At 71.6% G+C, this 25946-nt stretch carries 20 protein-coding genes; 5 read left to right on the top strand and 15 right to left on the bottom strand.

Annotation, left to right across the window (positions count from 1 at the left end; all coding sequences use genetic code 11):
• Positions 1–48: 48 nt before the first annotated feature.
• The 9 genes from EKO23_RS01195 to lon form a co-directional block, all read right to left on the bottom strand.
• Entirely contained in the window at positions 49–882 is an 834-nt protein-coding gene (locus tag EKO23_RS01195) for a universal stress protein (protein ID WP_134713206.1), read from the bottom strand.
• A 99-nt stretch (positions 883–981) separates the two neighbouring features.
• Complete coding sequence (locus tag EKO23_RS01190) at positions 982–2190, bottom strand: MFS transporter (protein ID WP_246050838.1); 1209 nt, start codon at positions 2188–2190, stop codon at positions 982–984.
• Between the two features lie 5 nt (positions 2191–2195).
• Positions 2196–3992, bottom strand: a complete 1797-nt coding sequence (locus tag EKO23_RS01185) for an MFS transporter (protein WP_217702394.1) — start codon at positions 3990–3992, stop codon at positions 2196–2198.
• The gene (locus EKO23_RS01180; RefSeq protein WP_134713204.1) at positions 3989–5107 is read right to left on the bottom strand and encodes a phosphatase PAP2 family protein; all 1119 of its coding nucleotides are present in this window, start codon (positions 5105–5107) and stop codon (positions 3989–3991) included. The genes EKO23_RS01185 and EKO23_RS01180 overlap by 4 nt, the downstream gene beginning before the upstream one ends.
• Positions 5108–5168: 61 nt before the next feature.
• On the bottom strand, positions 5169–5783 hold the full coding sequence (locus EKO23_RS01175) for a class I SAM-dependent methyltransferase (RefSeq protein WP_134713202.1): 615 nt from the start codon (positions 5781–5783) through the stop codon (positions 5169–5171).
• A complete protein-coding gene (locus EKO23_RS01170) occupies positions 5780–5983 on the bottom strand; it encodes a YgaP family membrane protein (RefSeq protein ID WP_134713200.1) in 204 nt (67 codons plus the stop codon). The genes EKO23_RS01175 and EKO23_RS01170 overlap by 4 nt, the downstream gene beginning before the upstream one ends.
• Before the next feature lie 50 nt (positions 5984–6033).
• Entirely contained in the window at positions 6034–8208 is a 2175-nt protein-coding gene (locus tag EKO23_RS01165) for an MMPL family transporter (RefSeq protein ID WP_134713198.1), read from the bottom strand.
• Positions 8209–8383: 175 nt separating this feature from the next.
• The gene (locus EKO23_RS01160) at positions 8384–8833 is read right to left on the bottom strand and encodes a rhodanese-like domain-containing protein (protein WP_246050837.1); all 450 of its coding nucleotides are present in this window, start codon (positions 8831–8833) and stop codon (positions 8384–8386) included.
• A gap of 477 nt (positions 8834–9310) precedes the next feature.
• The gene (lon, locus tag EKO23_RS01155; protein ID WP_134713196.1) at positions 9311–11632 is read right to left on the bottom strand and encodes an endopeptidase La; all 2322 of its coding nucleotides are present in this window, start codon (positions 11630–11632) and stop codon (positions 9311–9313) included.
• Between the two features lie 177 nt (positions 11633–11809).
• Here lon and EKO23_RS01150 point away from each other — a divergent pair, with 177 nt between their 5' ends.
• The 3 genes from EKO23_RS01150 to EKO23_RS01140 all read left to right on the top strand — a co-directional run bounded on the left by EKO23_RS01150 (position 11810) and on the right by EKO23_RS01140 (position 15224).
• Positions 11810–13405: an Ig-like domain-containing domain gene (locus EKO23_RS01150; RefSeq protein WP_134713194.1), complete on the top strand. Its 1596-nt coding sequence runs from the start codon at positions 11810–11812 to the stop codon at positions 13403–13405.
• A gap of 123 nt (positions 13406–13528) precedes the next feature.
• Positions 13529–13894, top strand: a complete 366-nt coding sequence (locus EKO23_RS01145) for a histidine kinase dimerization/phospho-acceptor domain-containing protein (RefSeq protein ID WP_134713192.1) — start codon at positions 13529–13531, stop codon at positions 13892–13894.
• A gap of 31 nt (positions 13895–13925) precedes the next feature.
• Positions 13926–15224, top strand: coding sequence for a DUF2254 domain-containing protein (locus tag EKO23_RS01140; protein WP_167880268.1), 1299 nt, complete (start codon positions 13926–13928; stop codon positions 15222–15224).
• Positions 15225–15300: 76 nt separating this feature from the next.
• On the opposite strand, the gene EKO23_RS01135 is transcribed toward EKO23_RS01140, so the two are convergent.
• From EKO23_RS01135 to EKO23_RS01125, 3 genes are read right to left on the bottom strand one after another with little or no spacing between them, the layout of a single operon-like run.
• Entirely contained in the window at positions 15301–16593 is a 1293-nt protein-coding gene (locus EKO23_RS01135; protein WP_134713188.1) for an ArsB/NhaD family transporter, read from the bottom strand.
• The gene (locus tag EKO23_RS01130; RefSeq protein WP_134713186.1) at positions 16590–17048 is read right to left on the bottom strand and encodes a CBS domain-containing protein; all 459 of its coding nucleotides are present in this window, start codon (positions 17046–17048) and stop codon (positions 16590–16592) included. Before EKO23_RS01130 ends, EKO23_RS01135 begins: the two co-directional genes overlap by 4 nt.
• The gene (locus EKO23_RS01125) at positions 17048–17485 is read right to left on the bottom strand and encodes an SRPBCC family protein (protein ID WP_134713184.1); all 438 of its coding nucleotides are present in this window, start codon (positions 17483–17485) and stop codon (positions 17048–17050) included. The genes EKO23_RS01130 and EKO23_RS01125 overlap by 1 nt, the downstream gene beginning before the upstream one ends.
• 277 nt (positions 17486–17762) lie before the next feature.
• Between EKO23_RS01125 and EKO23_RS01120 the strand changes: the two genes are divergently transcribed.
• Positions 17763–19946, top strand: coding sequence for a molybdopterin-containing oxidoreductase family protein (locus EKO23_RS01120; RefSeq protein ID WP_134713182.1), 2184 nt, complete (start codon positions 17763–17765; stop codon positions 19944–19946).
• Between the two features lie 42 nt (positions 19947–19988).
• Positions 19989–20528: a YetF domain-containing protein gene (locus EKO23_RS01115; protein ID WP_134713180.1), complete on the top strand. Its 540-nt coding sequence runs from the start codon at positions 19989–19991 to the stop codon at positions 20526–20528.
• 133 nt (positions 20529–20661) lie between these two features.
• On the opposite strand, the gene EKO23_RS01110 is transcribed toward EKO23_RS01115, so the two are convergent.
• The 3 genes from EKO23_RS01110 to EKO23_RS01100 all read right to left on the bottom strand — a co-directional run bounded on the left by EKO23_RS01110 (position 20662) and on the right by EKO23_RS01100 (position 25463).
• Positions 20662–21465: an S-methyl-5'-thioadenosine phosphorylase gene (locus EKO23_RS01110; RefSeq protein ID WP_134713178.1), complete on the bottom strand. Its 804-nt coding sequence runs from the start codon at positions 21463–21465 to the stop codon at positions 20662–20664.
• 163 nt (positions 21466–21628) lie between these two features.
• Entirely contained in the window at positions 21629–22240 is a 612-nt protein-coding gene (locus EKO23_RS01105) for a universal stress protein (protein ID WP_281280835.1), read from the bottom strand.
• Positions 22241–22403: 163 nt separating this feature from the next.
• Positions 22404–25463, bottom strand: a complete 3060-nt coding sequence (locus EKO23_RS01100) for a hypothetical protein (RefSeq protein WP_134713174.1) — start codon at positions 25461–25463, stop codon at positions 22404–22406.
• Positions 25464–25946: the final 483 nt, after the last annotated feature.

The following is a 25946-nucleotide window of genomic DNA, read 5'->3' as shown; positions in this document are numbered from 1 at the left end:
TTGGTCGAGGAGCGAGCGCCAGCGGTCCGCGGTTCGTGTCCTCGCGCGTCAGAGGTCGCTGGGGACGACGGCGACGGCGCAGGTGGCGTGGCCGAGGACCGAGGTCGGCACGGTCCCGCCGGGTACGACGTCCGCGGCGGCCGGGCCCTGGTGCGAGCCGATCACCACCATGTTCATCCGCTGCGAGATCCGCAGCAGCGCGCTGCGGGCGGGGCCGGTGACGACGCGGGTGCGGACGTTGACGTCGGGGTACTTCTCGCCCATCCCGGAGGTCGCCTCGGCCAGCAGCAGGCGGGCGTCGTCGAGGCTCTCGGCCTCGCCGGGCACGATGTACGGCACCGAGCTCACCGGTACGGCGGCCGGCGTCGCGTGCAGCACCGTGAGCGGCAGCCGCCGCAGGGAGGCCTGCCGGTAGGCGAACTCCAGCGGCGCGCGCGAGTGCTCGGTGGCGTCGATGCCGACCAGGATCCCGTCACGCACCAGCCCCGGGTTGCCGGGCCGCAGCACGACGGCGGGGCAGGGGGCGTGCCGGGCGACGGCCACGCCGACCGACCCGAGCAGCGCGCTGTGCACCGGTCCGCGGCCGCGCGAGCCGATCACCAGCATCGCGGCGCCGGTGGCGGCGCCGATCAGCACGTCGCGGGCGTCACCCGCCTCGATCCGCTCGTACGCCGGGAGCCCCGGTGCCTTGTGCTCGATCACCTGGCGGGCACGGACCATGAGGGCGGGCCCGGTCTCCGGATCCTCGTGCGCGGCGGCGTGCACCAGCGTCAGGTCGCGGTGCTCCAGCCGCGACTGCTCGATCGCCCACGCGAGGGCGAGCTCCGAGGACCTCGACCCGTCGAGGCCGACCACGATCGTTCCGGCGCTGTTGGTCTGCACGGCGCTGCTCCCTCCGTCTCGGGCTCACCTCCACGATGCGGTCGGAGGTCCGGCACGGGTCAGGGCTCAACAGACCGAGCCCGGGGGACCAAGGACCCATCAGTGGAGCCTGGCCGCCCGGAGCGCCCGCACCAGCGGGAGGTACGCCGCCACCTGCAGCACGGCGATGCCGGTGGCGAGAAGCGTCGCGTGGTCGCGGTAGAGGGCTCCCGCGACCGTGCCGCCGACCAGCGCCGCCACCCCCTGGTACGCCGCGAACACGCCGTACGCCGTGGCCCGCCCGGCCGGCGCCACCAGGTCCGCGACCAGTGCCTTGACCGTCGAGTCCTGGATGCCGGTGGCTGCGCCCCACAGGCCGATGCCGGCCAGGACGGGGCCGAGGCTCCCGGCGAGGGCGAGCGCCGGCACCGGCGCGACGAGCGCCGGCAGCAGGAGCAGCACTGCGTGGTTCCAGCGGTCGTACGCCGCCCCGGCTGCGAGTGCGGACACGGCGCCGGCGGCCATCGCGCCGGCGTACACGACCGGCACCCCGGCGTCGGAGACCAGTCCGGCGTCGACGAGGTGGTAGCCGAAGATCCCGAACGTCATCAGCCCGGCGGTGCTGACCGCCACCGCGGTCGCGAACGCGTGGAACGTGCCGGGCAGCCGCGGCCGGCCACCCGGGGCGACGCGGGGTGCGGGAGCGGCGGGCGCGGGCTCGACCGAGGAGACCGCGAGCCGGGTCCGCAGCACCGCCAGCAGCACGAGGGACACCGCCCCCGGGATCGCCAGGAGCGCGAACGCCGGCCAGATCGTCCCGGACACCGCGACCACGCCGGCGACCACCAGCGGCCCGGCGAAGGCGCCGACCTGGTCGAGCGCCTTGTGCACACCGAACCCCTTGCCCCGGCCGACCGCGTGCGCGGCGGCGGCCAGCAGCACCGACTTCGAGGGACTGCGCAGCGCCTTGCCGGTGCGCTCCAGCAGGATCAGCGCGGCGGCCACCCCGAGCCCGAGCGAGCCGAGCGCCGGGGCGACCGCGAGCAGCGGCACGCAGACCGCGGTCATCGCGTAGCCGAGGATGGTCAGCGCCCAGTGCCTCTGGGTCCGGTCCGCGATCGGCCCGGCGACCAGGCGCAGCACCAGCGCGATGCCCTCGCCGGCGCCGGTGACCACGCCGACCGTGAGCGCGGACGCGCCGAGGGACGCGAGGAACGGGCCCGCGATGGACCGCATGCCCTCGTAGACCATGTCCGCGGACAGGCTGACCAGGCCGAACGCCAGCACGCCGCGCCACGGCGACCACGTGGCGCGGCCCTGCGGGGTCACCGGCTCTACGGGCAGGCCGTCCCCCGGGGCAGCTTGTACGGCGCCGCGATGCGGTAGGTGCCGGCGCCCGGCGCGTCGAGCACCAGCCAGTCGTCGGGTGGCGGAGGAGAGTCCTCGGGCAGGTCGGCGGAGAGATGGGTGAGGCAGGCGCCGGCGTCGGCGGGCAGAGCCTCGCCGGTCTCGTCGACGAGGCTCAGCCACGGGGAGTCGGCGATCCGGATGGTGATGCGGGCCGCGCGCGGGGTGGTGATGGTGAGCTGCGCGGCGTCGTACGCGAGGACCCGGCCCGGCTCCGAGACCAGCGGGGTCGGCTTGCGCACCGCGTAGAGCGTCCAGGCCGAGTCCGCCCACACCCGCCGCAGGTAGGGCAGCCCGCCGGCGACCAGCGCGGCCTCGTCCTCCGCAGCCGGGTCCGGCTTGCCGGTCGACAGCACGACGTACGCGACGGCCCAGCGGTGCAGCCAGCGGCGGTACGACTGACGGGTCAGCGGCCGGTCGCCGTAGAAGATCGGGTTGCGGCGGGCGTCGGCCTGCCGGTTCCAGCCGCGGGCCAGCGGCACGTGCGGAGCGATCATGGTGCTCTCGCTGTGGTTGTGCGTCGGCACCACCTCGACCCGGGCCCGGTCGGCGCCGCGGGCCGCGAGCTGGGCGAGCAGCGGGTCGATGTCGCGGGTGACCGCCTCGGGCAGCGCGGAGTTCGCGGAGTCCCTGGCCACGGTCGAGACCTGCCAGGTGGTGGCCGTGGCCAGCGCCAGGATCAGCAGCACCTGCGCGGCGCGCTCGCCGAGCCGGCGGGCGGCCAGCGACGACCGGATCTCGACGGTCGCGGCGGCGACGAGCGCCACCCCGCCGAACAGCAGCCCGAGCCGGGTGATGTTGGACCCGATCGGCGAGGGCACCGCCCACGCGAGGACCACCGCGACGACGTACAGTGCGCCGGCCATGCGGACGACGTGCCAGCCGGCCGGCACCAGCAGGACCACGCCGAGGCCGGTCGCGATCGGGAGGATCGTGGAGTTCCACGACATCGGCTGCCAGCCCTCGAACGGGAACAGCAGGGTGGACACCGCCACCACGACCACGGGAGGCAGGCCGATCGCCAGCGCGGCGGCCCGGCGGCGCTGGAGCCAGCAGGCGGCGGCGATCACGCCCAGGAAGAGGCCCGCGACCGGGCTCATCGCGGTCGCCAGCCCGGAGCAGAGGGCGGCGAGCACGCCCCGCACCCAGCGCCACCGGGTGCGGGCGGCCGGCCACGGCCACGCGAAGACAACGCAGAGCGCCGCCAGCCCGAACATCGTGCCGAGCGCGAACGTGACCCGCCCGGAGATCGCGTTGCCGACCAGGGCGACCGCGCCGTACACGGCAGGCTGCCAGCGGTGGGCCTGGCCGATCCGCCCGACCAGGAGCCAGGCGAGCAGGCCGGCGGAGATGGTGCCGGCGATCACCATGGTCAGGCGCACCCCGAGTGCAGCCATGACGTACGGCGAGAGCACGCTGTAGGAGATCGGGTGCATGCCGCCGTACCAGCCGAGGTTGTAGGCGCTGCCCGGGTGCTTGCGTGCGAACTCGGCCCACGCGTCCTGGGCGGCGATGTCGCCGCCGTTCCCGGCCATGAACCGCCACCAGAGCAGGTGCAGGACGCCGGCCACCACCATCGCGAGGAGGACCACGGCCGGGGCCCGCCACCGGGGAGGGACCCGGGCCCAGGAGGGGCCCGGGGACCGGGTGGGGAGGCTGGTCGTCCCGGAGCCGGTCCGGGTCGCGGTGGCCGGCACGGTCGGGGACTCCCGCGTCGTGCTCACGGGGCGCTCCCGGGCTCGGCCGCCGGCTCGTCGCGCCACAGGCGCGGACCGTTGACGATGAGCAGGGCCAGCAGCACCGAGAGCACCGCGATGACCACGCCGGCGATGTCGTCGGCGACGAAGTGCCAGCCGAAGTAGACCGTCGAGAGGATGACGCCGACGAGGTAGACGGCGAGGACCGCGGTCAGGACCCGCCACCGGTAGTACGCCGAGACCAGCAGGATGACGCAGGTGAACGCGACGTGCAGGCTGGCGAAGGCACCGATGCTGGCGAACGCGTCCGGGGACGCGGGGGTGGCCAGCAGGTGGTTGCGCTCGGTGACGTACTCCAGCTGGGTGTCGGTGATCGCGGTCGGCCGCAGCCCGGCGAACTCGGCGGGCGCCGCGGCGAACGGCCCGACCGACGGCACCAGGTAGTAGGAGGCGACGCCGAGGATCCACACCCAGATCCCCGACCAGAGCATCACGTAGGAGTTGCGCACCCGCAGCACCGCGAGGGTGCCCACCACCGACAGCGGGATGAGGTAGGTGAACGAGCGGTAGACGACCGAGAAGAACACGGCTGCGTCGCCCTGGCCGAACAGGTCGTGCAGCAGTTCCGCGGGGGAGTGGCCGAGGAAGAGGGCCTTGTCGAGATCGAGCAGCTGCCCGTCCCGCTCCCCGTTGAAGGCGTTCCAGCTCTTGAGGTTGCGGTAGCAGACGTAGACGACGTGGTAGGCGAGCACCCCGGAGGCGACGAGGAACGTACGGCGGGTGGTCCAGCGCCCCTGCAGGGCCCGGAGCACCCCGTGCCCGAGGCCTCGGCCACCCGGCGTACGGGACCGCCAGGCACGGACCAGCGCGTCGGCGAGCGCGAGCAGGACGAGGAGCACCACGGCCGCGCCGAGGCGATTGCGGAACATCTTGCCCTCGGGGTCGCGCAGCGGGATGTCCAGCGCCACGGACCGGATCAGCGTGACGGCAGCGAACAGTGCCGTCACGACCCACAGGGTGACGGTCAGCCTGGTTGCCTCACGGCGCGTCGGTGCGTCCTCCTCGGGTCCGCGGACCCGCACGGATGCGGGCGCGGACGCCTGGAGCCGCTCCTCGGTGCTCGTGGCACGGGGCCTGCCCACCCCTCGATGCTAGCGACGGGGGTTGCCGGCGACCCAATTGAATACCGGTGGTCCGCCCCGCTCAGGCGGACGTGCGCCGCAGCACGACCCACGTGAACTGCTGCTCGGAGCCCCACGGCGTGCGGTGGACCTCGGTCTCGGCGTGCTCGAGCGAGGCGTGCTCCGCGAACACCGCAGCCAGCTCCTCCGGGGCCCACCGGGCGGTGGGCAGCCCGGAGCAGCTGGTCGGGCCGTCGGGTCCGAACGTGCCCAGCACCAGTGCCCCGCCGGGACGCACCGCACGGGCCGCGGTGGCGACGTACTGCTGTTGCCGGACGGGGTCGGTGAGGAAGTGGAAGACCGCCCGGTCGTGCCAGCAGTCGTAGGTGCGACCGGGATCCCAGTCGAGGACGTCGCCGACCACGAACGCCACCTCGTCGGCCCGGGTGCCCAGGCGCCGCCGGGTCTCGGCCAGCGCGGCGCGGGACACGTCCAGGAGCGTGAGGTCCGACCGGCCGGCAGCCAGCAGCTCGTCGACCAGCACCGACGCCCCGGCGCCGACGTCGACGACCGAGCCCGGCTGACCGCCGACCAGCCGGGCCGACACGTCGGCGCTCGGCTGGAACCACGAGACCTCGCGGGAGTCCTTGTTGCCGTAGACCGCGTCCCAGTGCTCGCGAGGGCTCTCGGCGGTCATCGGAACGCGCACCCCGAGGAGACGCCGAACCTCCGGAGCACGACCGCGGCCGGGCAGGAGCCCGTGACGCTCGACTGCAGCAGGTTGAGGCCGACGAAGGCGGTCAGGGCCAGCCACCACGGTGACAGGAGCACACCGAGGAGGACGCTCAGCAGGACGATGGTGCCGGCCAGGGCGAGGACGGCGCGGTCGACGTTCATGGTTCTCTCTTCGTCTCGTGGGTCAGCGTACGGCGTGGGCACGGGGCGCCTCATCCGTGCGAGAAGCGGATGTCGGGCAGCACCCGGCGCAGCCAGCGCGGGACGTACCAGGCGGCCCGGCCGGTGAGCCGGAGCAGCACGGGCAGCAGGACCAGGCGGACCAGGAAGGCGTCCAGCAGCACCGCGATGCCGAGGATGATGCCCATCTCCTTGGGCGGCAGCGGGCCGGACAAGGCGAAGGTGAAGAACACCGCCACCATCACCGCGCCTGCCGCGAAGATCACGCGCCCGGAGTGCGCGAGCGCCCCGACCATCGCCTCCTTCGGGTCACCGCTGTGCTCGAAGTGCTCCTTGGCGGAGGCGAGCAGGAAGACCGTGTAGTCCATCGCGATCGCGAAGATCATCGCGAAGAAGAACACCGGCGCCCACGCGTCCAGGAAGCCCTGGTGCTCGAAGCCGAGGAAGCCCGACCCCCAACCGTCCTGGAAGACCAGGCGGGCGACGCCGAACGCGGCGGCGGTCGACAGCAGGCTGGCCAGGGTGCCCAGCAGCGCGATGAGCGGTGCCTGGAGGGCGACCAGCAACAGGAGGAAGCCAAGGGCGAGGACCACCCCGATCACCAACGGGGTGGACTCGTCCAGCTGCGTCTTGAGGTCGAGGTTCTCGACCGCAGCCCCGCCGACCAGGGCGGAGCCGGGCAGGTCGGCACGCAGCCGGTCCACGGTGTCGGCCAGGGCCGGGTCCGAGGGGTCGACGGTGGGCACGGCCTGGATCAGGGCGTGGTCGCTGCCGTCCGCGGCGGGCGTCGCCGGCATCGCCCCGGCGATGCCGGGGTCCTCGGAGAGGACACGGGCGGCGCGCTGGGCGTCCGCCTTGCCCACGACCACCTGGAGGGTGCCGGGGGCGCCCTCGCCGAAGGACTCCTGGACGAGGTCGTAGCCGACGCGGGCGCTGGCGTCCTCGGGCAGCACCTTGATCGAGGGCATCGCGGTCTTCAGGCCCAGGATCGGCGCAGCCAGGGCGACGAGGACGACGAGCGAGCCGAGGCCGAAGGCGACCGGCCGCTTCCACAGGCGCTCGCCCCAGGCGGCGAACCGGGGCGAGCGGTGCTCCCCGGAGTGCACCCAGCGCAGGGCCAGCCGGTTGATGCGGTGGTCGAGCTTGAACAGCACCAGCGGCAGCAGCGTGAGCGTCGCGGCGAGGACGAAGACCACCGAGAGCATGATGCCGCCGGCCATCGAACGGAACGACGGCGACGGGACCAGCATCACCGCGGACAGCGAGACCAGCACGGTGGCGCCCGACAGCAGCACCGCCTTGCCGGCCGTGTCCATGGTCTCGGCGATGGACGTACGGCGGGTCGAGTGGTCGCCCATCCGGGCGGCCCGGTAGCGGACGACCATGAAGAGCGCGTAGTCGATGCCGAGGGCCAGCGAGAACATCATCGCGAAGTTCATCGCCCAGATCGACACCGGCACCAGCTGGTTGATCAGGACCAGCGACCCGGCGGAGGCGACCAGGCCGGCGAGGGTGAGGACCAGCGGGAGTCCGGCCGCGACGAGGGCGCCGAAGGCGAGCACCAGGATCGCCAGGGTCACCGGCCAGGAGAACATCTCCGACGTCATCATCGCGTCGAGGTTGGCGGCGTTGAAGTCCGACCAGAGCAGGCTGGCGCCGGTCGGGTTGACCTGCACGCCCGACGTGGAGAGGTCCTGCAGCGGTCCCTTGAGGTCGTCGGCGACCCGCACCATCTCGTTCGGGTCGGCGCCGGCACCGGCGAGCACGACGGCCGTGGAGCCGTCCTCGCTGAGCGTGGCGCCGGGCTGCGGTGCGACCACGTCGGCGATCCGGGGGTCGGCCTCGAGGGTCCGCGTGACCTCGGCGAGGACCTGCTTGCCGGAACCCTCGGTGACCGGACCGTCGGTGCTCTTCACGACCACCTGGATCGCGGAGCTGGCGTTGCCGCCGAAGTGCTCCTGGGCGAGCTCGCGGACCGCGACCGACTCGGACCCGTCCGCCTGCCAGCCCGCACCCGAGAGGGCGTGCTCGACCCGGGGTGCGAAGGCTCCGAGTCCGGCGATGACGAGCAGCCACACGATCGTGGTGGTCCGGGCGTGCCGGGTGACGAGCAGCCCGAGCCGCCCCAGCGGACCGGGACGGTAGCCGATCTCGGGGTCGACGTCGGGTGTCGACAGGGGGTGGCGACCGGTGGTCGTCGTGGACATGGGCGCTCTCTTCCGTTGCGGTCGGGGAGGGGTTCGACGCATACCCTAGGGGGTATGGCGAATGAATGCAAAACACCCCCGGGGGTATAGCCCCGTGCACGAGGTGGCCTCCGACGCAAGGGCCCGCCTCCTGGCCGCGCTCGAGGGGCTGGCGGCCTGATCCGCGTGGCGCCCGTCAGATCCGCACCTGGGCGGCCCCGGGCCGAGTCCCGGCCGCCAGGGCCAGCCAGGCCTGGTAGCCGCCGACCAGGTCGGTCGCGCGCCGCAGTCCGAGCTCGCGAAGGGTGGCGGCGGCCAGGCTGGAGCCGTACCCCTCGTTGCAGACGAGCACGTAGCGCACGTCGGCACCGGTGGCCAGCGGCAGGCGGTGCGGGCAGGTCGGGTCCAGCCGCCACTCCAGCACGTTGCGGTCCACCACCACCGCGCCCGGCAGAGAGCCGTCCCTCATCCGCTGGTCGACCGGCCGGATGTCGACGACGACGGCCCCCGCCGCCATCTCCGCGGCCAGGTCGGAGGGGAGCACCCGGTCGAGACCCGCGCGGGCGCGGTCGAGCAGCGCGTCGATCGCTGCCCGGTCCTGCGCCTCCGGGTCCCCCGTCGCGGGGAGGTCCCACCTGCCGCCCACGCCGCGAGTATCCCGCCGCTCCCGGCCCCCGGGAAGGCGGTGCTGGACCACCGGGGACGCCCGACGGACCAGCGGGGCTCTGCCGGAGGGGGCGGGGTCGGGGCAACGTCAGCACGTCGAGCTCGGCGGTCTAGGCGTGTCGGGGACGCGTCGCTGATCGTCTGCGGTGCGGCCCGACGAGTGCCTAGCCTTGACGAGGCGTTGGCCGACGGGCGTGTCTCGGGTTCCCCCGCCACGGGCTCGCCAGGCCTCGGTCGACGTCGGCGCTGCCTCGGGCCCAGTCCCCCAACGCGTGCCCGAGGCAGCGCACCTCACCTGCTCCCGGGCACGCCCCTCGGGTTCGACGTCGCCGGAGTCCCACGACGCGCCCGTCCATGCCGCGCCCAGCGGGGCGTCGGCACCTTCTTGTGTTCGTCGTTCCACACGATGACGATGGACGCCAGAGCGGCGATCCCGCAGCCCGCTTCCTCTGCCAGGTCAGGCCGCCGCGTCCGCCGCTCGTCCGGCCGGCTCGATCGCCTTCTCCAGGATCTCGCTGACCTCGGAGACCAGGTGCACGGTGAGCGCCTCGAGCACCTCGGCAGGTACGTCGTCGAGGTCGGGCCCGTTGCGCTGCGGCAGGAACACCTCGGTCAGTCCGGCGCGCTGGGCGGCGAGCAGCTTCTGCTTCACGCCGCCGATCGGGAGGGCCCGACCGGTCAGGGAGACCTCGCCGGTCATGCCGACCTCGGCCCGCACCGGACGCCCGGTGAGCAGCGAGACGAGCGCGGTCGTCATCGTGACGCCGGCCGACGGCCCGTCCTTGGGGACGGCACCCGCCGGGAAGTGGACGTGCACGGGCCGGTCCAGCAGTGCGGGCTCGATGCCCAGCTGGTCGGCGTGCGAGCGCACCCAGGTCAGCGCGATCTGCCCGGACTCCTTCATCACGTCGCCGAGCTGCCCGGTCAGCGTCAGCCCAGGGCTGTCGCCGGGCAGCAGGGACGCCTCGACGAACAGCACGTCGCCACCCGCGCCGGTCACCGCGAGGCCGGTGGCCACGCCCGGCACCGCCGTACGTTCGCGCGACTCGGGGGTGAACCGCGGCCGCCCGACCAGGTCGGTGAGGTCGTCGACGTCGACGACCGCCGGGGTCTCGCCCAGGGCGGCCTTGCGGAAGGCCTTGGCGAGCAGCCGCTCGAGGGACCGGACGCCGGCCTCGCGGGTGTAGTTGGCCGCGATGTCGCGCAGTGCTCGGTCGGTGATCGTGACGTCCTCGGTGGTGAGGGCGGCGCGCTCGAGCTGGCGGGGGACCAGGAAGTCCCGGGCGATCGCCACCTTCTCGTCCTCGGTGTACCCGTCGATCGTGACCAGCTCCATCCGGTCCAGGAGAGCGGGCGGGATGGTCTCCAGCACGTTGGCGGTCGCGATGAACAGCACGTCGGACAGGTCGAGGTCGAGCTCGAGGTAGTGGTCGCGGAACGTGTGGTTCTGGGCCGGGTCGAGCACCTCGAGCAGCGCGGACGCCGGGTCGCCCCGGAAGTCCGAGCCGACCTTGTCGACCTCGTCGAGCAGGACGACCGGGTTCATGGATCCGGCCTCCTTGACGGCCCGGACGATCCGGCCGGGCAGCGCGCCGACGTACGTGCGCCGGTGGCCACGGATCTCCGCCTCGTCACGGACGCCGCCGAGGGCGACCCGCACGAACGTCCGGCCCAGCGAACGTGCGACCGACTCGCCGAGCGAGGTCTTGCCGACGCCGGGAGGGCCGGCGAGCAGCACGACGGCGCCGGAGCCCCGGCCGCCGACCACGGACAGGCCGCGCTCGGTACGGCGGGCCCGGACCGCGAGGTACTCCACGATCCGGTCCTTCACCTCGGTCAGGCCGTGGTGGTCGGCGTCGAGCACCGCGCGCGCAGCCGCAATGTCGGTGTTGTCGTCCGTGGTCACCCGCCAGGGGAGGTCGAGCACCGTGTCGAGCCAGGTCCGGATCCACCCCGCTTCGGGATTCTGGTCGCTGGAGCGCTCGAGCTTGTCCACCTCGCGCAGCGCCGCGTCGCGCACGTGGTCCGGCAGGTCGGCCGCCTCGACCCGGGCGCGGTAGTCGTCGGACCCGTCGGGCTCGCCCTCGCCGAGCTCCTTGCGGATCGCCGCGAGCTGCTGGCGCAGCAGGAACTCGCGCTGGTCCTTCTCCAGCGAGTCGCGGACGTCGGCCTCGATCTTGTCGTTCACCTCGGTCTCCGCGAGGTGGGCCTGGGTCCACTCGACCAGCAGCCGCAGCCGCTTCGCCGTGTCCGGCGTCTCGAGCAGCTGCTGCTTGCGCTCCACGGAGAGGTACGGCGCCCACCCGGCCGAGTCGGCCAGGGCGTCGGGGTCGTCGATGGCGCTGACGGAGTCGATGATCTGCCAGGCCTCCCGACGCTGCAGCACCGCGACCACGAGCTTCCGGTAGTCCTCCGCGAGGGACCGGGCCTCGTCGGTCACCGGGACCGCCTCGACGGTCTCGGCCTCGACCCACAGCGCGGCGCCCGGGCCGGTCACCCCGCTGCCGATCCGTGCGCGTGCTCCGGTCCGCAGGACGGCCGCGGGCGCGCCGCCGCGGAACCGGCCGACCTTCTCGACCTCGGCCACCACGCCGTACGACGCGTAGGCGCCGTCGAGCCGCGGGGCCACGAGGATCTCGGGAGCAGACTCGGCCTCGACCGCGGCCCGCGCCGCGTCCACCGCCGCTCGGGCGCTGTCCCCCAGCTCGATCGGCACCACCATGCCGGGCAGCAGCACCAGGTCGTCGAGGAACAGGACGGGGAGCTTCTTCGATGTCATGGGTACCCCTTGAACAAAGTTGAGTGTGCTGGACTCAACCCGGCGTCGGGGGCGATTTGTTCCTGCCCCGACCAGGTCGCACCGGGAGCCGGCCGCACCGCTGGTCTAGCGCTGGCGCCGGGACCGCGTGCGGCTCATCGATCGGGCGTACCGTCGACCTGAAGGCAGGAGGCTGCCATGGCGGCTCTGACGCGCGTGATCGCCGGTCTCTTGATGGTGGGGGCCGTCGTCGTGTCCGGCGGCGGAGGCGCAGCCGTCGGTTCGCCCGCCGTCCCGCTCAACGACTGCGTCAGCAGCGACAACGGCGATCCGGTGCTCACCGGGCTCACCGTCACCCCGGCCGTCGACGTCACCGACGTCGCCCACGAGGTGACCTTCTCCCTGACCGCCGAGGATCTGGGCGGTCCGGGTCCGGCCAGCGGGCTCCGTCGGGTCGAGATCTCCTTCGGCGACCCCCTGGTCGACGACCCGTTCGACACCTACCACGCGCTGCACAAGGACGCCACGGGCGCATGGACCGGCTCGGTCACCGTCCAACCCGGCAGCAGTCCGGGCCGCTGGACCATCAACGGCGTCTTCCTCAGGGACGGAGCCAGGAACTCCCGTGCCCTGTGGACCGAGGACCTCGAGCAGGCAGGCTTCCCGACCACGGTCGACGTCATCTCCATCCGCGACACCAGTCGACCCCGCATCGTCGACTTCCGGTCCACCCCCGGCCCCGTCGACACCCGGCGAGCAAGCAGGGTGGTCACGTTCACGGCCACGGTGGCCGACCCGGTCCCCGGCGTCGGCGAGCTGTACCTGGTCGGCAGCATGGGCGGCGAGTCGATCAGCGAGGGCTCCTACGACGGCGACTTCGTCGACCTCAGCCCCGCCGACAGCCCGGACACCTTCCAGGGCAGCATGCGCGTTCGTCAGTGGGTGGGCAGCGGAACCTGGAAGATCAGCAGCGTCTTCGTCATGGACAAGGTCGGCAACTTCCGGTCCTACTCCCACAAGAGGCTCGGTGAGCTCGGGTTCAGGCGACAGCTGACGATCCTCAGCCGCGACGACATCCGCCCCCCCGAGCTGGCCCGGTTGGCGCTGAGGCCCAGCCATGTCGACGTACGGACGGAGGACGGACGGCTGGTCGTGAGGACCCGCGCCGTGGACGGCCGATCGGGTGTCCACGCGGTGAATGTCTACGTGGGCCACCGGTTCCTCGCGCTCGAACGGGTCGCTGGAACGCGGCGAGATGGCGTGTGGACGGGAGTCGTGACGCTGCCACGGTGCACCTCGAACGCGAGTGACAGAAGGGTGGCCATCACCGTCACAGACGGCGCCCTGAACCAGACGTACTACCCGCCCTCGGCCCTCGCGGCGCGGGGCTGGCCAGACCGGGTGGCCATCACCGCGGCAGACCACCGGCGACCGCGGGCCCGCCTGCTGCGGTGGCGGGTGACGCCGGCCGGGCCGGTGACGGTCCGCTTCTCCGAGATCGTGTCCGGAGTCACGGCCGAGAGCGCCACTGTGCGCCGGGTCTTCGCACCCCACAGCGAGAACCCGACCTTCGGGCCCCCGGTCGCTGGAGGGTGGCGATGCCGGAGTGCGAGTGCCGCGGTGGTGAGCTGCGAGTCCGGCAGGGTGGCTCGGGCCACGTTCGTCCCCGACGCCCGGCTGCTCGCCCGGCGCACCTACCAGCTGACCCTCAACCCGGAGTTCACGCTGGCCATCACCGACAGGTCCGGCAACCCGTTCGACCGCGCAGAGCTCTGGTTCGACACCACCGCCTGATCCCACGGAGGCCCAGCACGACCACGCCGGAACCCTGACGAGCGGCAACGACGACGACCAACCCCGGAAGAGCGCCGAGCCCCTGACCGCGTTCCGCAGTCAGGGGCTCGACCGTCTCGGGGTGTGCGGCGGTTCGGTGACGGCGGCCGGTTCGACGCCGGTTTCGGGGCGACGCTGCCAACCGAGCTCCGGGCGCTGGCCAGCCGGCTCGAGGCGATCAGTACGCGCCTTGCGGAGTCTCGGACGGGTGAGGAGCAGCTGAAGGAGTCCCGCCGCGTGCTGGTGTCCTGGGTGTCCGACGACCTGCGCAGCCCGCTGGCAGCGCTGTGCGCGTTGACCGAGACGCGGGACGATGTACTGGACCACGACCCTGACGGGTACCACCGTCAGGTCCGGGCCGAGGTCGAGCGGATGGTCCGCATCGTCGACGACCTCGTCGAGCTGTCGCGGATCCCTGCCGGGGCCGCCGCCACCGACCAGGCCGGTTGACCCCTCGGGGCGCCGCGGCCACTGTGGTTTCGTGCGGCGCGAGGCGGTGTGGGAGTACCTGCGTGGGGCGCTCTGGGTGTTCCCCACGATCGCTGTCGTGGTGGCGCTCGCCGTCGGCTTCGCACTGTCGCAGGTCGAGGTGTCCTCGACCAGCCGGTTCGTCTTCCAGGGGACCCCGGACGACGCGCGGACGCTGCTGATCGCCATCGCGAGCACCCTGGCCACGGTGATCGCCCTCGTCCTGGGCCTGACGGTGGTGGCGCTGCAGCTCGCCTCGACCCAGTTCTCGCCCCGGCTGCTGCGGAACTTCCTCCGGGACCGGATCAACCAGGTCGTGCTGAGCATCTTCGTCGCCACCTTCACCTACAGCACGGCCGGCCTGTTCACGGTGGGGGTCGAGGCGGGGCGGCGGGTTCAGGACTATCCACGACTCGCGGTCAGCTTCGCGCTGGTCCTGCTGTTCGTCAGCCTGCTGATGCTGGTGTTCTTCGTGCACCACCTGGCGCACTCCATCCAGATCGACGAGGTCATGCGAAGCGTGGAACGCAGCACGCTCCGGGTGATCGAGCACGACCTGCCCTCGGAGGGGGTGACGGCCGAGCCCGCCCCGTGGCCGCCCGCGGGGTCAGTGATGGTGCCGGCGTACGACTCGGGCTACGTCCAGGCCGTGCATCCCGAGATGCTGCTTCGGCTGTCGCGGGAGCGTGACGTCGTGGCTGCTGTGGCCGTCATGGTCGGCGAGTACGTCGTCCAGGGAGCGCCGTTGCTCTGGTTGTGGGGTCCCACGCCAGACGCACGCGCACCGGACCCTGCGCCGTTTCGTGCCCACCTGCCCGGGGCGGTCAGGGTGGGCTTCGAGCGCACCGCCGAGCAGGACGTGGCCTTCGGCGTGCGGCAGCTCGCCGACATTGCCGTCAAGGCGTTGTCTCCCGCCATCAACGACCCCTACACGGCGATCCAGTCGCTGGAGCACCTGGGTGTCCTGCTCGCCACCCTGGTCCGCCGCCCGTTGGGCAGCCAGTGCCTGTCCGACGCCTCCGGGGCGCTGCGTGTCGTGATTCCGGGGCGAGACCTGTCCTACTACCTCGACCTCGCCACGGGTCAGATCCGCCGCTACGGGTGCGCCGAGCCCCGGGTGGACCGCGCGCTGCTCCGGGTGCTTGCCACCACGGGCCGGTTCTGCGACGACCCCGGCGACCGGAGGCTTGTCGCCGATCAGGTCGAGCTCGTCATCGCCGACGCCGAGCGGGCCATCGTGCAACCAGCCGATCTGGCGCCGGTTCGCGCACACGCGGACCTCGTCCTGCGCGAGCTCGCCGGGTCAGGATGACGTGCGGCGGGTCCGGCCTTCGCCATCGAGGGGGGTTGCCGTCCAGCATGCGCTGCTCGGAGCAAGTGCGCAGGTGTCACGAGAACAGGAAGTAGCGCGCTGCGTAGTAGACCCAGCTGACGGCAATGGTCACGCTGGCCACGACGAGGCCGTACCGGGTGAACTGCCAGAACGAGATGGGATGCCCGTTGCGGGCGGCGACGCCGAGGACGACCACGTTCGCGCTGGCCCCGACGGCGGTCGCGTTCCCCCCGAGGTCGGACCCGATGGCCAGCGCCCACCACAGTGACTCCGCCTGGTCGGAGTGACCGCCGGCCGCGACGAGGTCGGCGACCAGCGGGCTCATCGTCGCGACGTACGGGATGTTGTCCACGACCCCCGACATCAGTCCCGAGGCCCAGATCAGGATCGTGCCGGCGGCGAGGTACCGGCCTCCGACGGCATCGGTCATCGCCTCGGCGAGGGTGTCGATCACGCCGACCTCGACCAGCGACCCGACCATGACGAACAGTCCCATGAAGAACACGAGGGTGGACCACTCCACCTCCTCGAGGTACTCCGGTGGGTCCAGGCGCGACCAGGCGACCAGTGCCCCGGCGCCGAGCAGGGCGACGATCGCCGGGTCGAGATCAAGAGCCCCGTGGGCGATGAACGCACACAGCACCACGGCCAGGACCACCAGGCTCTTCACGAGCAGCCCCCGATCCCTGATCGCCTCCCGCTCGTCCAGGCGCATCACCGCCTCCACCCGCTCCGGGTGTGAGGGCAGCGTCCTGCCCCACATCAGCCAGCACAGTCCGATGAAGACGACCATCAGCAGCACCACGAGGGGAGCCAGGTTGATCAGGAAGTCGACGAACGTCAGCCCGCCTCTGCTGGCGATGATGATGTTCGGAGGGTCCCCGATCAGCGTCGAGGTCCCACCGATGTTGGAGGCCATCACCTCGGCGATGAGGTACGGCGCCGCCGGGACTCCCAGCCGCTCGCACACCAGCATGGTCACGGGCGCCACCAGCAGAACGGTCGTGACGTTGTCCAGCGCGGCCGAGGCCACCGCGGTGAGCACCACCAGCATCACCATCAGCCGGAACGGGCGACCACCCGCCCGCTTCGCGGCCCAGACGGCGAGGTACTCGAACAGGCCAGTCCTCCGGATGATGCTGACGATCACCATCATCCCCAACAGCAGGAAGATGACGTTCCAGTCGATCCCGGTGTCCTCACTGAAGAACGCCGACTCGGCGGAGACCACACCCAGCATCACCATGGCCGCAGCCCCCGTCAGGGCGGCGGCCGTGCGATGGATCCGCTCGGTGGCGATGAGCACGTACGCCGCGACGAACGCGACGACGACCAGCGCGGTCGTCACCGTGACTGCTCAGGCAGCAGATGAGTCAGGAGTCGGCTGACCGTGACCGCTCCGAGGTAGACGCCGTGGTCGACGACGGCGACGATCGGGCTCCGCAACCGGGCCATCAGCGCGGCCACCTCCATCGAGTTCGCGTCGGCATCGACCACCGGCAGGTCATCGGGATCCGGGCGCCTGGGCAGCAGGTCGCGCACGGGACGCCCGGACAGCTGCCCGCACAGCTCGTCGGCCGCCCGCTCGTCGTACACGGCCGCCAGCTGCGGGTCGTCCTGGACGTAGGAAGGAATGACGAACCGAAGCACCTGCGACCCCGGTAGCACCGTGTAGGGGGAACCGCTCTCGTCCATCACCACCAGGCCGGGAATCCGGTGCCGGGCCAACGTCCGGGCGGCCTCCATCGCGTCCGTGTCCAGGTCGACGGTCGGGAGGTTCTCGGCCAGTTCGGCGGCGCGCATCAGTCTGCCTCGAGCAGGCGCTTGAGGTTGGCAACGTCGCGACGATTGGCCCGCCGCACCCGCCGGGTGACGAACGGAGCAACCACACGCAACATCCCCACCGGATGCACCTCCACATGGCGGGTGAAGCGTGTTCCGGCTCCGTGGGCCGCGTAGGAGTAGGTGATCCGCGAGGTCAGCCCGGCGAAGTCGGTCTGCAGGACCATGCGGGTGCCCGGCTCCACCTCCAGCACGGTGAGAGTGCCTTCCGCCTCCGCCAGGAACGGCACGAACCTGATCTCGTACCGACGGCCGACCTCGAGACCAGCCTCGTCAGCACCGGCAGCGATACTCACGACCTCGACATCCCAGCTCGGCTCGTTGTCCAGGTCGCTGGTGTAGGCGAAGACGTCAGCCGGTGACCGAGCGATCAGCGCCGTCTCCGTCGAGGCCACCATGCCGACAGGGTAATCCCCACCGCTCCCCCCGAATGCCACGGATGGAGGCAGCGTGATCGTTGACCGGTTGCCGTCATTCGCGATGCGCCACGGATCAGCTGCTCCTCGGCGGCGTCGAGCCGGCCGGTGACCGGGTAGACGCCGCCGCAGCAGCCCCGCCCAGTCACCGCGGTTCAGCGCCAGGGGTTCCGCGCGCCGGATCTGGTCGAGCTGGCTCAGGCCTCGATCATGCACCCGGTCGTTGTCGCCTCAGTGGGCGCGGGCGCACAATCGTCTGATGGGCGGGGACCCGGTTCCGACGTACTGCCCGCTGTGCGTGTCGCGGTGCGGAGCGCGTGCCGAGGTCGCGGACGGTACGTTCCGGGCCCTGCTTCCGGACCCGTCGCACCCGACCGGCCAGGCACTGTGCCTGAAGGGGAAGGCAGCCCCGGAGATCCTCTACCACCCCTCCCGTCTGCTCCACCCGCTCCGGCGGACCAGCCCCAAGGACGCCCCCGACCCGGGCTGGGAAGAGGTCTCGTGGGACGACGCGCTGGACACGGTCGCCGAACGGCTGTTGGCGATGAGATCAGCGCACGGACCGCAGTCGGTCGGCTTCAGCTCGAGCTCGCCGTCCACGTCGGCGATCAGCGACGCCGTCGACTGGGTGCAGCGGCTCATCCGGTGCTTCGGCAGCCCGAACTACTGCAACTACATGGAGCTGTGCGGGTGGGGCCGGTATCTGGCGCCGCTCTACACGTTCGGCGCCTCGGTGCCCGGCTCCTACCTGCCGGACCTCGAGAGCGCCGGCTGCATCCTGTTCTGGGGCTACAACCCGTCGGTGGCCCGCCTCGCGCACGCGACGAGCACCGTGGCCGCGGTGCGGCGTGGGGCGAAGCTGGTCGTCGTGGATCCCCGCAAGGCAGGCCTCGCCGCGAGGGCCGACCACTGGCTGCGGGTGAGGCCCGGCACCGACGCGGCGCTTGCCCTCTCCCTCACGCACGTCATGATCGAGAACGGCTGGTACGACGCCGACTTCGTGCGTGAGTGGACCAACGCGGCCGACCTGGTCGGCGGTCGGAGCGTCTGGGACCTGCTCGCCACCCGTTGCGCAGAGTTCCCGCCCGACTTCGCCGCGGACATCACCGGCGTGCCTGCGGATGACATCGTCGCTACGGCTCGGACCCTCTGGGAGACCCGGCCCGTCGCGTTCTACACGTGGAGTGGACTGGAGCAGCACAGCAACGCCACGCAGACCCTGCGCGCCATCGACGTCCTCTACGCCCTGACGGGGAGTCTGGACGTTCCGGGTGGGAACGTGCTGTTCCCCGCCGTCCCCTCCAACCCGATCGACGGGATGGAGTTCGTCTCTGAGGCGGACCCGCCCGCCGTCGGCGTCGACGAGCGCCCGCTCGGGCCGGCCAGGTTCGGTTTCGTCACGGGGGAGGACTTCTACACCGCCGCCCTCGACCGTCGGATCAGGGCACTGGTCAGCTTCGGCGGCAACATGGTGATGGCGCACGGGGACAGCGCTCGCGGCCGGGAGGCCCTGCGCAGCCTCGACTTCTTCGTGCAGACCGACCTCTTCATGTCGCCCACGGCCGAGATCGCCGACATCGTCCTGCCGGTCACGACTCCGTTCGAGTCCGAGGCCCTGAAGATCGGGTTCGAGTACAGCGAGGAGGCACAGTCGCTCGTCCAGCTCCGGCGGCCGCTCGTGCCGCCCCGGGGAGAGGCTCGCTCCGACCTGCGCGTCGTGTTCGATCTCGCCACCCGGCTGGGCCTGGGGGAGTACTTCTGGGACGGCGACATCGACGCGGCGTTCCGCCATCAGCTGGCCCCGAGCGGGATCACCCTCGAGGAGCTGCGCGCCCACCCGGAAGGCGTGCGGGTGCCCCTGACCACCCGGTACCGCAAGTACACCGAAGCCGGGTTCGCGACCCCGTCCGGCAAGGTGGAGCTGTACTCGCAGACGCTCGAACGGCACGGCTACGACCCGCTGCCGACGTTCGTGGAACCCCTGAGCCCCCGATCACGCGCGGACCTGGCCGACCGCTATCCGCTGGTCCTGAGCTGTGCGAAGTCCCTGTTCTTCTGCGAGACCCAGCATCGCCAGGTCGCAGCACTGCGCAAGAGTGCCCGTGACCCGCAGGTCGAGATACACCCCTCCACGGCGGCCAGCCGTGGGATCGGGGCAGGGGACTGGGTCTCCCTGGACACGCCTCACGGCAGCGTCCGCGCCCGGGCGAAGCTCAACGCCAGCCTCGACCCGCAGGTGGTCTTCGGTCAGCACGGCTGGTGGCAGGCCTGCGACGAGCTGGGGGCGCCGGGCTACGCGCCGTACGGGCCCGACAGTGCGAACCTCAACCTGGTGCTGCGTCAGACGCCCAGCGACCCGATCAGCGGGAGCTCACCCCTCAGGGCGGGTGTCTGCGAGGTCACCCTGCTGGCCCAGCGCGAACACGCCGACGCAGTCGAGTGACCGGCGGTCCGCCGGAGCGCCCGCAAGCGGGAGGATCGACGCATGAACGACTTCGGCCACTACCTGCACCTGGCGTCGTACCCCGCTCTCGCCGTGATCCTCACCACCGCGGTCATGTACCTGTTGCTGGTCTGGCTTCTCCACACCTGGGGGCCTCGCTTGCTGGCCAACCCGTCCAGCCACACCACGGCGACCATGGTCGTGCTCGGGGCAATCGTGGGGCGGGCAAGCCTGGGGCTGTCCCCGAACCTGGAGGCAGGGGTGCTGGCCCTGGCGACGGTGCTGGTCGTGATGGCGGTGCTCAGCAGGCTGCGGCGTCATCAACGCGATCGTGCCGAGGTGATCGTGCTCGAAGGGGTGATGCAGGGCGAGACGCTACGCCGGCTCGGGCTGACCGAGGGCGACGTGTGGAGCCGGCTCCGGCAAGCCGGGCGAGGCTCGCTGGACGACCTGGCCCTCGCACTGCTCGAACCCAGCGGGGTCGTCACCCTGCTGGTCGACGGAACGCCCCTGAGGCGAGAGGCGCTCGCGGACGTCCGGGGCAACGAACACCTGCCGGACCGACTGTTCACCGACCGGTAGGTCGCTGGCGCAGGCCCGGGAGGTGCGATCGGAGATCCGCTGACCTTCCCGACCAGCGCTTGCACGAAGGCAGCCGATCAGGCGCCAGGTGGGTCAGACGCTCGTCGGGCCTGGTCGCCGGGGTCGGTGACGTTCACGGCACCTCGTAGGTGAGTTCGACGTCGGCAGCCCACGTGTTGCAGGGGCAGCCGTCCGGGTCCGGGAGTGAGGCGATGGTGTCGGCGAGCAGCGTCCGCAGGCGGTTGAGGTTCTCGGCGAACAGCGCGAACACCTCTTCCTGTCCGACACCGGAGCCGGTCTCGATGCCGGCGTCCATGTCCGTGACCAGTGCAATCGCGGTGTAGCACTGGCGCATCTCGCGGGCGAGGACGGCCTCGGGCTGCCCGGTCATGTTGACCAGCGACCATCCCTGGTCGGCGTAGTGGACGGACTCGGCGCGGGTGGAGAACCGCGGGCCCTGGACGACCACCATCGTGCCGCCCCGCTTGACGGACGCGTCCGCGGCAGCCACGGCCTCGGACATCCGGGCACAGTAGGGGTCGGCGAACGGCACGTGACAGGCGCCGGTCTCGACATAGCTCTGGTCCCGACCCCAGCTGCGGTCGACCAGCTGGTCCGGGACCACGACGTCGCCGGGTTCGACCTCGGCACGCAGGCCGCCGACTGCGCAAGGCGCGAGTACCTGCCGAACGCCGAGCGATCGAAGCGCCCAGATGTTTGCGCGGTAGTTGATCGCGTGCGGCGGGAACTCGTGACGGGCGCCGTGACGGGGCAGGAACGCCACCCGGCGTCCGGCCACGGTGCCGACGGACACCGGCGCCGAGGGGGCGCCGTACGGCGTGTCCACCGACACCTGCACCGGCTGGTCGATGAACGAGTAGAAGCCGCTGCCACCGATCACGGCTATGTCCGCAGTCTCTGCTTCGGGCGAGCTCATGCCAGCTACCTTGCATCCGGACGGCCTTCCCGAGCCAGTCTGGGTCGGTCGTTCACTGTCTCGAGAACTGCCAGCACGAGAGCGGGGCCCCAGTTGAGGTCGGACGACGCAGCGATTGACCCGGCTCGGACCCCTTCACGGAACGGGCGCACGACCACCCCGGCTACCAGTCGTCCGGAGCCCCCGGTTGTTGCAGCCACCCCGGGCCAAGCGGCCATCCGGGTCGGGCTGGCCGGGGGCGATGGGCCTCGCGACCTGCGTTGACGAGGATGACGGGGCGGTCCGCGCGGCGAGCCACTTGCCAGGAGGTGCTGCCCACCAAGGTTGCGTGCAGCAGGCCTCGCGCCCGGGTCCCGAGAACGACAACCCGCGCCTCGGTGCAGGCCGCGTAGTTGACGATCGCCGCGGACAGCAACCGCCGGTCGGAGTCCACCACCCGCGAGCAGGTGGTCACGCCGCGAGCCCGCAACCGTATGGCTCCAGCCTCGGCGACGGCCATCGCGTCCGCCACGGTCTCGACGTAGTAGTACCCGCCGCGGCTCAGGTCGCACGGGCGCACGTAGAGAACGCACGCGTCGGCCGCGTGCGACAACGCCCAGGACGCGGCCACGTCCAGCGCCGCCTGCGCGACCCGACCGCCGCAGTACGGAACCAGGACGCGTCCATGTCCGCCGCCGTCGACTTCCCCTCCACGTCCTGGCGGATCACTTGCCAGTTCGGTTCGGAGCGGTTGCCGCCAGTGTTGCGGCAGGCCGCCCAGGACTCGCGAGACCATGGTGCCGGAACGGTCTGGGTGAGTGCCGGAGTCCACGTCATGTCGTGTCCTTGGGGTCGACGTCGCAACGTGCCGACCAGCCTTCCCGGCGCTCCGGCACCCACGGTACTCCGTGCCCCGCCGCTTTGCCCGGCCCACTACGGGCTAGGCGAGCCGAACGTCGTCAGCGGCGGCAGTCGTGGTTTGACAGCAGCGCATCGGTGTCCCCGCTGGGTGAGATGCCCTCGGGGCAGCGCACTCCGAGCGCGAGGGTCGTCGGCGGCTGCGCCGGGACGGTCTGTGCCTTCGCGCGGAGGCTTCCGGCCGGACCGCGGTTCGTCCAGTGCTCCAGGTACTCGACCGGGAACTGGAGACTCACCCACCGTCTTGAGTCGGAAGGGACTCGCCGGCAATACGAGCAGATGACGCCATAGCCGCTGGCGGCCACCTCAGGCAGCAGGGCGACATGGTCGGCGTGCCGTCGGCCGCGACAGCGTCCGTGCGGGCACCCGATCGCCTTCACCTTGGTCTTGGCCTTGTCGGCGTAGGTCAGGTAGCGGGGCCGCGTGAAGCCGCCGGTTCGCTTCTGGGGCGTGACGAGTTCGCGGACCTCGTCCTCGGTTCGGCCGAGCGCGAGCGCCAGGTCGAGGATGGGAACGCCGTACTTCCGCGTCCCGGTGGACTGGGTGACGGTGGCGACCGCGGTCGCGATCCAGGTCGTGTCATCCGGGCACGCAGCGTCGCCCCACTGGAGGTCAGAGTCGCAGTAGACCTCCCGCAGCAGGCCAACGAATCCGGCCGACCATCGCGACGAGAAGGCGTTCGGTCCTTCGGTCAGCTGCTCGTGCATGATGCGCTGGACGAGCCGGAGCGGGTGGTCGACCAAGGCGTTCTTGGCGCCGCGGGCCGTGACGCCGTACTCGACGAGCCAGGGCATCAGGCGCTTCACGAGTACCGTCTTGCGGGTGGCTGTCTGCTGAATGGCGACCTCGTCGAGGGTGCGGCCGTCGCGGAGGACGTATTCGGCGACGACTTCGGCGCGGACCAGCTCCTTGCCCTTGCGGTGGCGGATGTTCTGCACCGCACCGGTCAGGGGGATTCGAAGCTCCCCACCCGCGACGAGCGGCAGCAGCAGGTCGGCACTCCAGACCACCTGTTCGTCGCGGATCTTGAAGCGGCGCTGGACGAGGTGGTTGCGGGCCACGGCGCTGAACGCGGAGCTGCTGCGTCCGTTGTTGAGGCTGGCCCGGTTCAACCCGGACTGGAGGTACGCCGCGAGCGAGAGGTTCGCTTCGAGTGGCTCGGGTCCGGTGGCGGGCTCCCTCGCCAGGCGTTCGAGTGCCGCCGCGGCGTCGGCCCCGATGGCGTCCTGCTTGGCGGCCTCGGCTGTGGCTTGCGCAGCGCGTTCGTCGTAGCGGTCGGCAGCCTCCTGGTCACCGGCCCTCTCCTTCCGGGCGGCGAGCAGCTCCAGGCCTTCGGCGTCCTCACGGAGCTGCGCTGCCTTGGCTGCTGCGGCGTCGAGCCTTGCGACCAGGTTGCGCCGGCGTCGATCTCCCTCCGGGCTGCCGGCGTTCTTGGCGACGGCCAGGACCGGCACTACTGCGGCGGGATCGAGGATGCGGTCCTCTACGACGCGCTGGATCTCGGTGGCGACGCTGGCGCAGTACGCCTCGGAGGACCAGGTTCCCGCGACGTGCTCAGCGGGCTTGCTGGCGTAGCGCATGAGCCCGTGGGGCCGGCCGTTGGCGTCCGTGCTGGTCGAGCCCGGGTAGCGCACGAGGATGAACGTGTTCTTGCCGCTGTTGTGGGTGCGGGTGGTGACGCCGTACATGGTGACTTCGCCGGGCCAGTGCTGGTCCGCAGGTTCGATGGCCTCCCAGCGGTCGTACGGGCCGCCCAGCGCCCGTACGTCCCCACCGGCGGCCTCCCGCCCAGCGACCGCGCGGGGTGCCCGCCGCTCGGCGCGGAGGCGGTCACGGCACGCGCCGAGCACGGCCGCACGTTCCTCCTCGTCCTTGAACCCGATGAGGGCCGTGCCCCAGTCCAGCTCCACGTCGAAGTAGCCGGTGACGTCGTCCGGTCCCGTGTAGGTGGGCACCAGGCCGCCCACGGGGATGCCGCGCTGCTTGAGGTTGTTGGCGACGCGGTGCGGGTAGCGGCCGGTCTCCCACACCGCGAGCTTCCCGAGGTAGAGGTGCTCCTCGTCGGGCTTGGTGCGGTTGCTGTTGACGAAGAACGTCTTGGTGGCGTCGCTGAGGTCTGCTCGGAGATCGGCCAGGTCTGCGTAGGTCGCCCCCGGAGTGCTGAACTGGCCACGGCGGGGGACCCGGTGCTTGACCAACACGTCCAGGCCGATCTGCACGTAGGGGTGTCCGGCGGCGTGGAGTCGCAGGGCTTCGACGATGGCGGGATGCCACTCGGCGTCGATCTCGGCGTACTTCGTCTTCTTGTTTCCCAGGAATACCCGGCCGTCGTCGCGGCGCTTGTGCCGGATTCCATGTGGGAGCTGGCCTTCGCTGATCGGGCAGGCGCTGGTCAGGAGTTTCTGGACGCGTCCGCCGGTGAGGGAGTGGATCCGCGTGATGTCGTCCTGCTGGTTCATGCTGCCCAGGAGCGAGAGCAGCAGGTGTTCGCTTTGGGGGTCGTAGGTCTTCTGGCCGAAGGTCAGGTGCTTGCCGAGCTCCGCCGCCCGGGAGGTGATCTCCTGCCAGTTTGGGGTCTCACGGCCGGCGCGACGGGGGTCGTCGCTCCATCGCAGGCCCGTCAGGTTGGCGGCAGTGTGGTTGAGCAGGGCGACCACGAGCACGGTGAACGCGTTGGAGTCGGCGGAGTCGTAGCGCTTGATCTGGCGCTGAGTGGAGCTCGTGCTCAGTCGCAGGAAGAGCGTCTTGCCGCACCTCACGATGGCACCGACGTACTCGTCGACCACGACCGACGGGTGGATGTCGGTCAGATAGAGGTGCACTACGCCGTGCTGCGCTCCGACCTCGGGGCGGGCGGGGTCGAATGCCTCCTGGGGGATGGCGAGGTACTGCCGGACGTCGGGATCTTCGGCGTGCAGGCGTGTGGACCTGCCGACCTGGGAGCCGATGCCTCCGGCCTCACCGGTGGAGTAGCGGTCAACGTGGCAGAGAGTGCACTCGGCCGCACCGGCGGCGTCGAACTTGGCGGCAAGCGGCACGTAGACGCGCTGCGGGGTGAAGTCGTCTGCGAGGACGACGCGGGGTTGGATCTGGATGGACACTTTGGCTCCTGTGGTCGGGGACGCGATGGCGTTCACCGTGCCGCCGGTCACCGTTGGTGCAGTCGCACCGATACAAAGCGCCGGGCTTCGTGAGGTCAGCTGACTCCCTTCGCCGACGGGTACAACCCTGGAACCGGTCGAACTTCCCTCGGCAGAACGTCCAGGCAGCGCCACTCGACGGCAGCGAACTCCGGCTCCGTCATCGCGTCGAGTCGGGACACCTGAGCGCGGTAGAGAGCGGCCGCTACGTGGTCAGTGATGGGGCACTCTGCCGGGGCGTTCGGGGGCGTTGTCGTGGGCATGCGGCGCACCGTCGCCGCGTGTTCAACGAACCCAAGTGGTGAAGCGGGACCCTGGTTCAGCCGGCCGGATCGTGACGGATGACGGATGGTGACGGCAGATCCGCGACAAGTCGCGAAAACGGAGTTGTGTCGAGGAAGTGCCGAGGAATGCGTCACCAAGCGTCACCCGTCACGAGCGAGT

The sequence above is a fragment of the Nocardioides guangzhouensis genome (genome assembly GCF_004519545.1).
In the GTDB taxonomy this organism is placed as follows: domain Bacteria; phylum Actinomycetota; class Actinomycetes; order Propionibacteriales; family Nocardioidaceae; genus Nocardioides; species Nocardioides guangzhouensis.
Note: the sequence above shows the minus strand (reverse complement) of the source record. Positions and strands in the feature narration are given on the sequence as shown.

Bases quoted from the DNA above. Each gene is read 5' to 3' on its own strand.
- EKO23_RS01115 (WP_134713180.1), top strand. From the start codon at position 19,989: ATGAACGACTTCGGCCACTACCTGCACCTGGCGTCGTACCCCGCTCTC.
- EKO23_RS01165 (WP_134713198.1), bottom strand. From the start codon at position 8,208: ATGTCCACGACGACCACCGGTCGCCACCCCCTGTCGACACCCGACGTC.
- EKO23_RS01120 (WP_134713182.1), top strand. From the start codon at position 17,763: ATGGGCGGGGACCCGGTTCCGACGTACTGCCCGCTGTGCGTGTCGCGG.
- EKO23_RS01175 (WP_134713202.1), bottom strand. From the start codon at position 5,783: ATGACCGCCGAGAGCCCTCGCGAGCACTGGGACGCGGTCTACGGCAAC.
- EKO23_RS01170 (WP_134713200.1), bottom strand. From the start codon at position 5,983: ATGAACGTCGACCGCGCCGTCCTCGCCCTGGCCGGCACCATCGTCCTG.
- EKO23_RS01125 (WP_134713184.1), bottom strand. From the start codon at position 17,485: ATGGTGGCCTCGACGGAGACGGCGCTGATCGCTCGGTCACCGGCTGAC.
- lon (WP_134713196.1), bottom strand. From the start codon at position 11,632: ATGACATCGAAGAAGCTCCCCGTCCTGTTCCTCGACGACCTGGTGCTG.
- EKO23_RS01110 (WP_134713178.1), bottom strand. From the start codon at position 21,465: ATGAGCTCGCCCGAAGCAGAGACTGCGGACATAGCCGTGATCGGTGGC.
- EKO23_RS01130 (WP_134713186.1), bottom strand. From the start codon at position 17,048: ATGCGCGCCGCCGAACTGGCCGAGAACCTCCCGACCGTCGACCTGGAC.
- EKO23_RS01150 (WP_134713194.1), top strand. From the start codon at position 11,810: ATGGCGGCTCTGACGCGCGTGATCGCCGGTCTCTTGATGGTGGGGGCC.
- EKO23_RS01105 (WP_281280835.1), bottom strand. From the start codon at position 22,240: ATGGTCTCGCGAGTCCTGGGCGGCCTGCCGCAACACTGGCGGCAACCG.